Raw genomic sequence first — 12,486 nt, forward strand, 5'->3', positions numbered from 1 at the left:
AAATGAGTGGAACACTCTATGGTCTGGGCATTGGTCCGGGCGACCCTGATCTGATTACGCTTAAGGCGCTGAAAATTATGCAGGCAGCCCCGGTGATTGCCTATCCGGCACCTGTTGGAAAGCCGAGTTTAGCGCGCTCTATCGTGGAAACTCACTTACCGGGCAATCAGCTTGAGATTAAAATTGATACCCCCATGGTGCCGGGCAAGTTTCCCGCCAATGATGTCTATGATCAATATAGTGAAGAGATCGCCAAGGAATTAGAGTTAGGCAAAGATGTTGCTGTTCTCTGTGAGGGTGATCCGTTCTTCTTTGGCTCGTTCATGTATATTTATGCGCGCCTCTCAGAACGTTTTAAAACCGTGGTGGTCCCCGGTGTCTCTTCTGCCATGGCAAGCTGTTGTCAAATCGGCGTGCCGATCACATCACGCGATGATGTGCTTAGCGTTTTACCTGCCCCGCTTCCAAGTGAAGAATTGATGAGCCGTTTGCAACAATGTGATGCAGCCATCATCATGAAGGTCGGGCGCCATTTTACCAAGGTGCGCGATGTGCTGGGGACTTTGGGCCTAAGCGAAAACGCTTTTTATATTGAACATGCCACCATGGATAATCAGAAAATCATGCCTCTGGATGAGGCGCAATTTGAAAAGGCTCCGTATTTCTCAATGATCATAGTTCACAAACGCGGCGAGGCGTGGAAATGACAAATAAAACACCTGTACTTCTCTGCCTGTCACAAGGCGGTTATCAATTAGCTGGTGAGCTGGCAACAGCCATGGACGATGTGGAAATCCACGGTCTGAAAAAACGCCTACCTGAGTGTGCGATCACCTTTGAAAACACCATTGCCCATGTGCAAAGCCTGTTTCGCCAAAGTCGCCCCATTATCGGGATTTGTGCCAGCGGTATTTTGATCCGCGCCCTTGCGCCGCTTCTCTCAGATAAATGGGTGGAGCCTCCAGTGGTGGCTGTGGCTGAAGATGCCTCTTGTGCTGTGCCTCTTTTAGGTGGTCATCATGGGGCCAATGAACTTTCGCGCTGGATTGCCGATATCTTGGAAGGTGCGGCTGCCATTACAACAGCAGGTGAGCTCAGCTTCGGCCTTGCCTTGGATGAGCCCCCACGGGGCTGGCGCATTGCCAATCCTGATCAGGCAAAAGATATTGCCGCAGCTTTGCTCAATAACGATGCGGTTGCTTTGGAAGAAGAAGCTGGTGAAAGTTCATGGTTAAAAGACAAAGGTCTTTCTTTTGAACATGAAGGTTTCCCACGCATTCGTATTTCGGACCGCAGTGTGCAACCTGATGGTAATGAGCTTCTCTATCACCCGCCTGTCTTGGCCTTGGGTGTGGGATGTGAGCGCGATTGCCCAGCAGAACATATGATTGATCATGCACTTAAAACACTTGAGAGTGCAGGCCTTTCAAAAGAGTCTGTGGCTTGTGTGGTTTCTGTAGATGTAAAAACCGATGAAGCCTGCGTTCATGCACTGGCTGAAATGCTGGGTGTGCCGGCGCGTTTTTTTACCCCGCAAGAATTGGATGCTCAACAGCCGCGCCTGAAAAACCCCTCTGATGTGGTTTATAAGGAAGTTGGCTGTCATGGTGTGGCAGAAGGCGCTGCGCTTGCTGCTGTTGGCGGTTTGGGTGAGTTGCTGGTTGAAAAACATAAAACCGATAAAGCAACATGCGCCATTGCACGCTCACCCGTTGATATCCAGCCCGAAGCCTTGGGCCGTGGGCAGGGCTATCTTTCTGTGATTGGGATTGGGCCGGGCTCAGATGAATGGCGTTCGCCACAATCAACCCAAGCATTGCGCGAAGCAACCGATGTGGTGGGCTATGGCCTTTACCTTGATTTGGTTGAAGATTTAATCGTTGGTAAAGAGCGCCATGAAAGCGGCCTTGCCAATGAAGAGCGCCGTGCGCGCATTGCGCTTGACCTTGCTGCTGAAGGCAAACGGGTTTGTCTGGTTTGTTCTGGTGATGCGGGGATTTATGCCTTGGCGACACTGGCCTTTGAATTGCTTGATAAAGAAGATAAGCCTGAATGGAACCGTCTTAAAATTGATGTGGCACCGGGTATTTCTGCTTTGCAGGCTTGTGCTGCGCGCATTGGCGCACCGATTAATCATGATTTTTGCACAATCTCTTTATCAGATTTGCTGACCCCATGGGATGATATTCAACGCCGCCTTAAGGCAGCAGCGGATGGTGATTTTGTGGTGGCATTTTATAACCCACGTTCAAAACGCCGCGTGACACAGATTGAAAAAGCCCGTGATATTTTGCTTACAGGCCGTCCGGCTTCCACACCTGTTGTGTTGGGGCGCAATTTAGGCCGCGCAACAGAAAGCATGGAAGTCATCACCCTTGGCGAGCTAAGCTCAGACCATGCTGATATGTTGACCATGGTTCTGGTCGGTTCCAGCCAAAGCCGTGTGATTGAGCGCGGTGTGAAAAAATGGGTCTATACCCCACGTGGTTATGAAAAGAAAATGAAGGTGGCCTCATGACGGTTTATTTTATCGGTGCAGGACCGGGCGCTGCGGACTTAATTACAGTGCGTGGTCTTAATATTATCAAGCAAGCCCCTGTTGTACTTTATGCAGGATCACTTGTGCCTGAAGGCATTGTTAATCAGGCTGATCAGGCCGAGGTGGTTAAAGATACAGCCCCCATGCATTTGGATGAGATCATTGCTGAGATTGAGATCGCCCATAAAGCAGGCCATGATGTGGCGCGCGTGCATAGTGGCGACCCATGTCTTTACGGCGCAATTGCTGAGCAGATGCGCCGCCTTGATACATTGGATATTGATTATGAAGTGGTGCCGGGTGTTTCTGCTTATGCAGCGGCCTCAGCAGCCTTGAAAAAAGAGCTTACGTTACCGGATGTCTCACAATCCATCATTTTGACGCGCACAGCCGTGCGGTCTTCAAAAATGCCAAATAATGAAGATTTGGAAACATTTGGCAAGTCAGGTGCAACCTTGGCAATCCATCTTTCGGTAAATAATCTCAAACATGTGGTGGATACGCTTACCCCACATTACGGGGCAGATTGCCCGGTTGTGGTGGCTTATCGTGTGTCTTGGCCGGATGAGGCCTTTATCCATGGCACACTTAGAGATATTCGTGCCAAGGTTAAAGAAAGCGGCATTACGCGCACGGCCCTTGTGCTTGTCGGTCATGTGTTAGGCAGTGAGGATTTCACTGATAGTAAGCTTTATGATGTGGACCATACCCACGTCTTGCGTGAAAAGAACGCGTCTTAAGGCTTATGTTTTTTCACTTCACCTTGTAGGCGAGCTGTCTTGGTATGTTGCGGGCAGCTCACCACATGGTCATTCACCATACCAATGGCTTGTAAGTAAGCATAAACCGTGGTGGTGCCAAGGAATTTGAAACCACGTTTTTTCAAATCTTTGGCAATGGTGTTTGAAAGATCGGTTTTGCCGGGGACGTCTTTCAGGCTTGCACGCTCATGGGCGAGGGGGCTGTAGTCCACAAACGACCAGATATAATGGCTAAAGCTGCCAAACTCTTTTTGAATAGTCTGAATGGCGCTTGCATTATTAATCGTTGAGGCGATTTTTTGGCGATGGCGCACGATACCTGTAAATTGAACCAGCCGTTCAACATCGGCCTCGCCCATTTTGGCGACTTTCTCAATATCAAATTGATGAAAGGCTTCAAGGTAACCTTCACGCTTGGCAAGGATTGTGCTCCAGCTTAAGCCCGATTGAGCGCTTTCCAGCGTGAGCATCTCAAAATGTTTATGGTCTTCAAAGACCGGAACACCCCATTCATGATCATGATAGTCTAAATCACGCGGTGTTTTTGTCGCCCAAGAACAAGTCGTCATGAAAGCATCCTTTTTTATTTAATCTGCTACGCAGACTTCACATTTTATGAGGGCGAGCAGGGTGCGCACCACCAAGGCGGCGATAACGATAAAGGTGATGACATATAACGTGGCAGCGCCATGGAGGAAAAACACCTGTCCGGTCAGCTCGCCCATCAAGTTTGTTGCCCCTGTAAAGGCAGCAAGCGGGAATGTATAGGCCCACCAGGACATGGCAAACTTAATGCGCACCATGCGATGGGTTTGGAAAACCAGCAGCAAAAAGAAGAAAGCGGCCCAGTAATAGATCAAGCGCCCAAAAGTATCGAGATCACCCACCAGCTGGATATAAGCCAAAAAGCCAACCGAAGGCGGTGCCAGCAGGATAAAGAGGGTTGGCAAGAGTTTATCGGGCATGGCGTTATGAAAAACAAGTCGGTTCATAATCAAGATAAGCAGGATGACCCAGAACAACAGCCCCCATGCAAAGAAGAACCACGAAAGTTCAACAGGGGCATGTTGCACGCCAATGACAGGCACGATGATGTTCCCCACAGCCGGGATAAACCAAGCCGGTGTACTATGGACGATTTCATAGCGGGTATGGGTAATCCAACTGTTGATAATTGCCATGGAGAGGAAAAACTGAAAGAAACAGCCTGTGGACCATAAAAAGAATGATAGCCGCTCATTAATCGGGAAAAAGGCACTGCCCAATAAAAGCAGGCTGATGCTGGCAGCAGGAAAGAAACTGATTTTGATGGGATGATTCCAATCTGCCAGAACCGCTGCGGGATATTTTAAAGATTTCAGCGTATAGGTGGCGAGGATCGCAATATAGATGGCAAGTGTTAGATAGGCCAGGCTTGTAAAGACAAGACCGTCCCCGCCAATGACCCATTCCAGCTTTTGTGAAATGATGCTCAGGCCAGAAAGCCCCATTGTTGTGGCAAACATGGGGATGGGGAAATATTGCAGTTGGCTTGTTTGTTGTTTCTCTTCTGACATATGTGTCACTCGCCTGATTACTTAGAACAATTGAATGGTATCTCTTAGCCCCTTGATATGCAATACGCCTGTTTAGAACATTGTGAAAGATCAATCTGATATGGAAAATTAAGCCATAAAAAAAAGAGCCCCCAAATAGGAGACTCTTTTTTAAGATGCGATTGTCGAAGTGACGATTGCTTAGTTGCTCAGTTGACCTGAGAGTTGGGCAATTGCGTCATCGATCATAGCGTTAGCCTGTGTTGCATCGATGCTGTCAGCCATAAGCTTTTCAGCAGCAGATACAGCAACATTTGTTGCAAGGGCCTGCACTTCAGCGATCGCAGTGGCTTCAGCTTGTGCAATACGAGCTTCAGCAGCAGCTTCACGACGCTTAAGAGCGTTTTCCAGATCGGTTTTCGACTTAGCTTCTAGGCGAGCTGCTTCTTCTTTCGCACGCTGCAAGATTTTAGCGGCTTCTTCTTCCGCTTCTTGCTGCTTGCGTTTGTAAGAAGCCAAGAGTTCTTGAGCTTCTTCGCGAAGTTTTTCAGCTTCGTCTAGCTGTGCTTTAATCGTATCGGCGCGATCATCCAGTGCTGTAGCCAGCATACGAGATACTGGTTTAGCAATTAAGACCATCAAAACGATGAATGCTAAGGCAACCCAGAAAGTCGGGTCATGAAGCATACCGCCATCAGCGCCTGCGCCAGAAGCGGCGTGTGCGACACTAATCATCAGTTAGTCTCCATTGCTTTAGCAACAGCGGCGTTAACCGCTGCATCGTCTACAGAAACACCAGTTAGTTTCTCAACAGTTGCCTTGGCAACGTCACCTGAAACTTCATTGATGTTCGCGAGCGCCTTGTCTTTTGCTTCCGCGATGCGGGCTTCAGCTTCTGTAAGCTTAGTTTCAAGCTTCGCAGCCAGCTCATCTTGAGCTTTTGCTTGGGCAGCGTTTGCAGCATCAAGAACGACTTTAACCTCGTCTTGAGCTTTAGAACGTGCTTCAGCAAGCGAGCTTTCATAAGCAGCAGCAGCATCTTCCGCTTCTTTTTTCAGAGCGGCAGCCTTTTCAAGGTTATCGTCGATGCGTGTTTGACGCTCTTCGAGAACCTCGGCAATGTTCGGCAGCGCCACCTTAGCCATGAGAAAATACATAGCTAAAAAGGTGATGATGAGCCATACGATTTGCGGGGCAAATAAGGTCACATCTAACTGTGGCATATTGCGCTCCTTCCTTAAAAAAGTCTTCAAAGGTCACTGAAATAAGGATCAGTGACCCTTAGAAACTTAGATTATCTACTTCTTAGGTGAAGAGGATAAGGAAAGAGATAAGCAGTGCGTAAAGAGCAACCGCCTCAACAAGTGCGAAGCCGAGCATAGCAAGGCCGAAAACTTGTGAACGAGCAGCAGGGTTGCGAGCAACAGAGCCGATAAGTGAAGAGAAGATGTTACCAATACCAGCACCAACGCCTGAAAGGCCGATTACAGCCAGACCAGCACCGATCATTTTAGCAGCAGCGAGTTCCATAGATCTAAGTCCTATAAGAAAAGTAAAAATTATGACTTTTAGGGTCTCGAGCTTCGTCATTACCTGAAGTCAACGAAACCCTTAAAAGTCCGTGAAGTCCTATACTAAGTTGCTTAGGCTTAGTGTAGGTGAATGGAGTCGTTCAAGTAGATGCAAGTCAATACAGCAAATACGTAAGCCTGCAAGAACGCCACCAAAAACTCAAAGCCTGTCAAAGCAACGTCAATAGCAAACGGTGCCCAACCGCCGATGAAACCGAGCGGAATAATAAAGCCCGCGAATACTTTCATCATTGTGTGACCAGCAGTCATATTGGCAAACAAACGAATTGAAAGTGAAACAGGGCGAGACAGGTAAGAAATAATTTCAATCGGTACCAGAAGCGGAAGCATAACCTTCGGAACGCCCCCTGGTACGAAGAATGTAAAGAAGTGCATGCCGTGACGTGCGATACCGATCAGCGTAACACCAATAAACACAGCCATTGCCAATGTGAATGTCACGGCAATGTGGCTTGTAAATGTGAAGCTGTAAGGCAGCAGGCCAAGGAAGTTCCCGAACAGGATGAACATGAAGAGAGTAAAGATAATCGGGAAGTACTTACGACCTTCGTTCCCAACGTTATCTCGAACCATGTCAGCGACAAAGCTGTAGCAGAGTTCTGCCATAGACTGCCAACGACCCGGTACCAATGAGCGTTTGCCCATACCCATGATCAGGAAGATAGAAACGACGGCGACGGTTGCAACCATCATAAAGCCAGCGTTTGTGAAAGACGCATCGATACCGGCGATGTTAATTTCAGGGCCGATAGTTTTAATGTCAAATTGCGCGAGTGGTGAAGCCACGGTGCCCTCATCTTTGCCCGAACAAGCGGGCCTAATCCTTTAAATTATCGTCTTTTCCGTCCGTTTCAAAAGTCTCTTTATAGCCAGCAGCCATTCCGAGCCCTTGAACCGTTCGAAAAACGTTCATCATTCCAGCAGCAGCGCCCAAGAAGAAAAACAGGACCATCAGCCACGGTTTAGTGTCGAACACATAATGGTCCAACGCGTAGCCAATTGCAACGCCAACGACGAGACCAGAAATAAGGTCCGCGCCACAGCGCAAGGCAAGTCCTAACCCTTTCGGCGGTTCGTTGGTCGCTGCCTTCAAACCGCGAGGCGCAACAGAATGTTCCTGCGCCTGCTTCAGACGGGTGTCGAACTCGTCCAGTTCAGGAGAATCTTTATCGTCTTTGCTCATTTTTTTGTCCCCAAAATTACGGGGATAAAATGCGCAAGAGATAGGTGGTCCCCCCCACTTCTCGGCCCATTAGCCGAAGTGCGTCGCAACATATATAGGGACACCCCCCGTGTCAAGGCCGGAAAAACGACTTGTAAGTCTTTGTTTTTAAAAATGAAAAAGTGGGATTACCAGTTGCTTTTTCACACCATCGGGTGGGAATCGGTAAAACAGGCTGTTTTAAGCGTGTAGATTCCTGTCTTTAAAGTGATATATTTTCAGTAACGAAGCTCTTTTGAAATAATATTTCGCAGGCAAGAAAAAAAGGGAAAGGCGCTTAAAGCCACTTCCCCTTTTATATCAATGTGATCAGTCGTATTTAGGCTTAGCTGATCCAAATGCCACAGGCTTTGGGCTTGTCTTCATCATTAAAGGTAATGGTGATGATGAAATCATTTTCGCTTACGCTAAAACGCGCCTTATAGATAAAGCCGATCTGACCATCGCGGTGAATGGTGGTCAGGAATTCTTTTTTAGCCAGCGTACCCATTGTTTTTACAATGTTTTGTTGGTTGCGCAGGAAATCGTCTTTGGTGATATTATTTTTAAGGGCGGCTTCAAAACTCGCGCAGAAACCTTCGTAATCGCCTTCATCCTGTGCTTTGAGGATAGAATCGACAATGGGGGTGACGCGTGTGAGGGCTTCTTCTTGTGAAGTGCCAAGTTTACCGAAATAATTTTCCATGGGATTTCCTTTCATCATTCGTTGGCATGGCTATGGAAGGTTTTGAGATGAATTTCAACTACAAAAGCGCATGGCTTTTAAAACTGTAATAGCCTTTGCGACTGACAATCACATGATCATGCAGCTCAATGGATAAGGGGCGTGCGATATTTTTAATGCGTTTTGTCATGTCTATATCGGCGCTTGAGGGTGTTGTATCCCCACTTGGGTGATTATGCACCATGATGAGGGCGGACGATTCTAACTCTAACGCCCGCTTGATGACTTCGCGCGGATAAACCGGGGTGTGATCAATGGTGCCGCGTTGTTGAAGCTCATCTGCAATTAACACATTTTTGCGATTAAGATAAAGCACGCGAAATTGTTCAACCCCATGATAGGCCATGGAGGCCCGGCAATAATCCAGCAGCATTTGCCAGGAAGACAGAACAGGCTTGTTCAAAACCTGTTCTTGGGCAAGGCGAATGCCACTGGCCTGAGCCGTTTTTAACGAACAAACCGCAGCTTCCCCCAAACCATCCTCTAATAAAAGGGTCGTGGCGTCGGCTGAGATGACATCGGCAAAACTGCCAAATGTCTCAATCAAGCGCTTGGCCAGTGGTTTCACATCTCCACGTGGGATCGCGCCAAACAGTAAAAGTTCCAGCAGTTCATAATCATGCAAGGCGCTGCAGTCCGATTTTAAAAACCGTTCGCGCAGGCGCTTGCGATGACCAATATAATGGGGCTTCTCACTCACATGAACCTCATAAGATTATCTCTAAGCTGAGGTTATGAAAAGGCGTGAGCGATTTTAGATCGCTTTGATCATTTTGGAAGCTTTTTCCACCATTTTATTAAGGGCGAGTACAACGATTTTGGTGCTGTAACCAAAGATAAAGGCCAAGAGTTCAGGTGTGGCAAAGGCTATTTCTTGGTTTTGTTTTTGATCAGCCCCTTCATTGAAAAATAGAGAAATTACTACAAAAGAAACAATCACAGCTAATAGAAAGTGAATTCCAAAGCTAAGGAGTTCTACGAGAAGGTTTTTTTTCTTTTTTAGAATGTCTTCGTAAGTTTTTGTGATAAGTAGAGCAAAGGCTCCTAAAACACTAAATATGATTAGTTTCGTTTTTTCTTCGCTTTTCAGGCCAAAGAGGTCGGTATCAACAAACATTGAAGCGAAAATGATAATTACATAAAGAAAAAATAATCCCATTATTGTTTGTTTCCAAACTTCCATCGGAGACTTCATAGTATGTTCTATTTCTAAGAACTTATCATATGTCTTCCAAAAATCAGAGGTATCATCTTTTTGATTGTGAAGCTCTTTTTTAAGTAGGATTAGCTCCTTTTGGAGCTTACGAGTTTTTTTAGAAGAAATGTTATCTTGTGATGCTTCACGTGTAATGAAAATTAGCTTATCTATTTCAGCTGATAAATCCGTTTTATTTTTGATTGGTCTAACATTTTGTTCTTGATCCGGCTTTGTATTTTCTTCAGACATGTCCTACCCCTAGAAACCCTTTATAAGAGCATCTGTTCATATAGAACAATCAGAGGTAGGGCAACAGTTTAAAGGTAGAACCTATTGATAAGGTGGTTTATCCCAGCTTTTTTCAGACAGGGTGAAAATCTCACAACCGTCTTTGGTCACGCCGATGGAATGTTCAAACTGGGCAGAAAGGGAGCGATCACGCGTCACCGCTGTCCAGCCATCAGACAGGATTTTGATATCTAGCTTTCCGGCATTGATCATCGGCTCAATGGTGAAGAACATGCCTTCTTCCAAGATGGGGCCTTCATTGGGTTGACCATCGGCATAATGCAGCACATTTGGCGCATCATGAAAGACTTTACCCAGACCATGACCGCAAAAATCGCGCACAACTGAATAGCGAAACGATTCGGCATAGGTCTGGATGGCATGACCGATACGGTTCAGCGGTACACCGGGTTTGACTTCTTTAATGCCCAGCATGAGGGCTTCATAGGTCACATCAACCAGCTTATTGGCTTTGACCTTGGTTTTACCCACCGGAAACATGCGCGATGTATCGCCATACCAACCATCAAGGATGGTGGTGACATCAATATTTACAATGTCGCCTTCAACCAGTTTTTTATCACCGGGAATGCCATGACAGACCACATGGTTGATGGAGGTGCAAATCGATTTTGGAAAACCGCGATAGTTAAGCGGGGCGCAGACGGCACCATGATCAACGATAAATTCATGACAGAGCTTATCAAGTTCTTCTGTCGTCACACCCGGTTTCACGTAAGGGGTGATGAAATCCAGTGTTTGCGCAGCCAGCTTACCGGACTTTCGCATACCTTCGAAGTCTTCAGGTTTATGAATTTTAATCGGTCCGCGGGCCATGTGTTTTCCTCTATCTATGGGGTTCTGCAAAAACAGAAAACCTCTATTCGCTCCTTATTTTCATAAGGGAACAAAGGTTTGTTAGAGCAATTCTTACAAAAATGCAACTGGAACAGGGGTGGTGACTTTAATCTCGTCAATACCAACATCACATTGATAACAAATCACCTCCACCCCACGCTTAAGGGCATTTTTCAACTCTTCATCATAGGTGGGGTCAATATCGCGTGCGATATCCATGACTTTGCAGTCAGGGCGCTGCACCAGATAGAACATGACACTGCGATGGCCCTCTTCAACCATATCACCAAGTTCGCGCAAATGTTTTGCCCCGCGAGATGTCACGGAGTCAGGGAAATCGGCGTTATCACCACGGCGAAGCGTAACATTTTTGACTTCCACATAACATTTTGGCTTTTCATCATCTTCAAGCAGCACATCAATGCGTGAGTTTTGACCGTATTTCACTTCACGACGAAGCGAGCCATAACCTTCAAGCTCTTTGATTTGTCCAGCCAAGATGGCTTCTTCTACAATCTTATTGGGAAGGCCTGTGTTGATACCTACATTATGGCCTTCAATCTCAATAATCTCCCAAGTGAATTTCAGTTTACGCTTGGGGTTATTTGATGGTGAGAGCCACACGGTTGCACCTGTTTCTTTTACCGACAGCATAGAGCCTGAATTGGCACAATGGGCGGTAACCACATCACCGTTTTCCAATTCAACATCGGCGAGAAAACGTTTATAGCGTTTGATCAGTTTACCTTTGATCAGTTCGGTTTCAAATTTCATTGATCTTTTCCTGTCAAAATATGTTCCGGCACGCCCAACGCATCGGCTAGTTTTTTGGCATCTCCCGTAATGCCTGCACCGGGTTTAAGCGGTTTTTGCTGGCTGGGGTCATCTTTCCACGCGGTCATGAACATGACTTGGAAGGTGGCAGGCACACGCCCATCATCACCGGTAAATTCTTCCATATATTTCTGCATGGCCTTAAAGATCAATTCACGTTTGGTGAAGTTTTTGCGCCGCTCCAGCACTTTATTATTTTCGCCCATGCCTTTTAAATCTTTTAAAAGCTTCATGGGGTTTTCATAGCGCACATCAATGCTATCGGCATCCACCACAGGCAGGTTGAAACCTGCGCGTTGTAACAACATGCCCGCATCGCGCACATCTGCAAAAGGCGAGATGCGCGGGCTGATGCCGCCATCAACTTCCATCTCCGTCTCATTTAAGCATTGGCGCAGCTCGCGCAAAGTTTCCGTGCCAAACATGGTACCGATAAACAGCCCGTCAGGTTTTAGGCAACGGTTGATTTGCAGCAAGGCACCGGGCAGATCATTCGTCCAATGAAGGCTAAGGTTGGAAACGATCAGATCAAAACTGTTGGGCGCAAAGGGCAAGAATTCTTCATCTACCACAAGGCTTGTCGCATTTTGGGCATTTGCGCGTTTGACCATTTTTTCTGATAGGTCACATTGGATGAGTTTTTTCACCTTGGGGTAATCACGCAGCACGCTGGCAACATCCCCGCCATGGCAGCCAATATCAAGGGCAAGGGGGAAATCACGCACCACATCATCAAGGCGATCACACAAACGCGCGGCCACTTCTTTATGGAGAAAATCGAAATCAGGCCAGCTTTCAGCGGCGCGATCGCGGTGTTTGCGCACCATCTTGCGGTCAAACACATTCATGATTTCGATATCGGACATAAAATCAGCCTCATCCATTCATAGAAGAATGAAAGACATAAAGCAGCATAGACAGGGACGTCAAACCCA

16 protein-coding genes are annotated in these 12,486 nt (G+C 46.9%); 3 read left to right on the plus strand and 13 right to left on the minus strand.

Annotated elements, in window-relative coordinates:
• Positions 1-2: 2 nt before the first annotated feature.
• From MTBPR1_RS12760 to cobM, 3 genes are read left to right on the plus strand one after another with little or no spacing between them, the layout of a single operon-like run.
• Positions 3-707 carry a precorrin-2 C(20)-methyltransferase gene (locus tag MTBPR1_RS12760; RefSeq protein ID WP_240492900.1) on the plus strand — a complete coding sequence of 235 codons (705 nt, stop codon included), beginning with the start codon at positions 3-5 and terminating at the stop codon, positions 705-707.
• Positions 704-2,518 (plus strand): precorrin-3B C(17)-methyltransferase, encoded by a 1,815-nt coding sequence (cobJ, locus tag MTBPR1_RS12765; RefSeq protein ID WP_069189399.1) that lies wholly within the window; start codon positions 704-706, stop codon positions 2,516-2,518. The genes MTBPR1_RS12760 and cobJ overlap by 4 nt, the downstream gene beginning before the upstream one ends.
• Positions 2,515-3,279, plus strand: coding sequence for a precorrin-4 C(11)-methyltransferase (gene cobM / locus MTBPR1_RS12770; protein WP_069189400.1), 765 nt, complete (start codon positions 2,515-2,517; stop codon positions 3,277-3,279). The genes cobJ and cobM overlap by 4 nt, the downstream gene beginning before the upstream one ends.
• On the opposite strand, the gene MTBPR1_RS12775 is transcribed toward cobM, so the two are convergent.
• The 13 genes from MTBPR1_RS12775 to MTBPR1_RS12835 form a co-directional block, all read right to left on the minus strand.
• The gene (locus MTBPR1_RS12775; RefSeq protein ID WP_069189401.1) at positions 3,276-3,869 is read right to left on the minus strand and encodes a DNA-3-methyladenine glycosylase I; all 594 of its coding nucleotides are present in this window, start codon (positions 3,867-3,869) and stop codon (positions 3,276-3,278) included. The genes cobM and MTBPR1_RS12775 overlap by 4 nt on opposite strands.
• An 18-nt stretch (positions 3,870-3,887) precedes the next feature.
• On the minus strand, positions 3,888-4,856 hold the full coding sequence (locus tag MTBPR1_RS12780; protein WP_069189402.1) for an SLAC1 anion channel family protein: 969 nt from the start codon (positions 4,854-4,856) through the stop codon (positions 3,888-3,890).
• A 180-nt stretch (positions 4,857-5,036) separates the two neighbouring features.
• Entirely contained in the window at positions 5,037-5,570 is a 534-nt protein-coding gene (locus MTBPR1_RS12785; protein ID WP_069189403.1) for a F0F1 ATP synthase subunit B family protein, read from the minus strand.
• Positions 5,570-6,058: a F0F1 ATP synthase subunit B family protein gene (locus tag MTBPR1_RS12790; protein ID WP_069189404.1), complete on the minus strand. Its 489-nt coding sequence runs from the start codon at positions 6,056-6,058 to the stop codon at positions 5,570-5,572. Before MTBPR1_RS12790 ends, MTBPR1_RS12785 begins: the two co-directional genes overlap by 1 nt.
• A gap of 82 nt (positions 6,059-6,140) precedes the next feature.
• A complete protein-coding gene (locus MTBPR1_RS12795; RefSeq protein ID WP_069189405.1) occupies positions 6,141-6,365 on the minus strand; it encodes an ATP synthase subunit C family protein in 225 nt (74 codons plus the stop codon).
• A 119-nt stretch (positions 6,366-6,484) separates the two neighbouring features.
• Positions 6,485-7,213: a F0F1 ATP synthase subunit A gene (locus tag MTBPR1_RS12800; protein WP_069189406.1), complete on the minus strand. Its 729-nt coding sequence runs from the start codon at positions 7,211-7,213 to the stop codon at positions 6,485-6,487.
• Between the two features lie 31 nt (positions 7,214-7,244).
• Positions 7,245-7,610 (minus strand): AtpZ/AtpI family protein, encoded by a 366-nt coding sequence (locus tag MTBPR1_RS12805; protein WP_069189407.1) that lies wholly within the window; start codon positions 7,608-7,610, stop codon positions 7,245-7,247.
• A 364-nt stretch (positions 7,611-7,974) separates the two neighbouring features.
• Positions 7,975-8,334: a DUF3887 domain-containing protein gene (locus MTBPR1_RS12810; RefSeq protein WP_069189408.1), complete on the minus strand. Its 360-nt coding sequence runs from the start codon at positions 8,332-8,334 to the stop codon at positions 7,975-7,977.
• Between the two features lie 58 nt (positions 8,335-8,392).
• Entirely contained in the window at positions 8,393-9,073 is a 681-nt protein-coding gene (radC, locus tag MTBPR1_RS12815) for a RadC family protein (protein ID WP_069189409.1), read from the minus strand.
• A gap of 54 nt (positions 9,074-9,127) precedes the next feature.
• Positions 9,128-9,820 (minus strand): hypothetical protein, encoded by a 693-nt coding sequence (locus MTBPR1_RS12820; RefSeq protein WP_069189410.1) that lies wholly within the window; start codon positions 9,818-9,820, stop codon positions 9,128-9,130.
• 81 nt (positions 9,821-9,901) lie between these two features.
• On the minus strand, positions 9,902-10,696 hold the full coding sequence (gene map / locus MTBPR1_RS12825; protein ID WP_069189411.1) for a type I methionyl aminopeptidase: 795 nt from the start codon (positions 10,694-10,696) through the stop codon (positions 9,902-9,904).
• 93 nt (positions 10,697-10,789) lie between these two features.
• Positions 10,790-11,491 (minus strand): DNA/RNA nuclease SfsA, encoded by a 702-nt coding sequence (gene sfsA / locus MTBPR1_RS12830; RefSeq protein WP_069189412.1) that lies wholly within the window; start codon positions 11,489-11,491, stop codon positions 10,790-10,792.
• Positions 11,488-12,417, minus strand: a complete 930-nt coding sequence (locus tag MTBPR1_RS12835; protein WP_069189413.1) for a methyltransferase domain-containing protein — start codon at positions 12,415-12,417, stop codon at positions 11,488-11,490. Before MTBPR1_RS12835 ends, sfsA begins: the two co-directional genes overlap by 4 nt.
• Positions 12,418-12,486: the final 69 nt, after the last annotated feature.

The sequence above is a fragment of the Candidatus Terasakiella magnetica genome, from assembly GCF_900093605.1.
GTDB lineage: Bacteria > Pseudomonadota > Alphaproteobacteria > Rhodospirillales > Terasakiellaceae > Terasakiella > Terasakiella magnetica.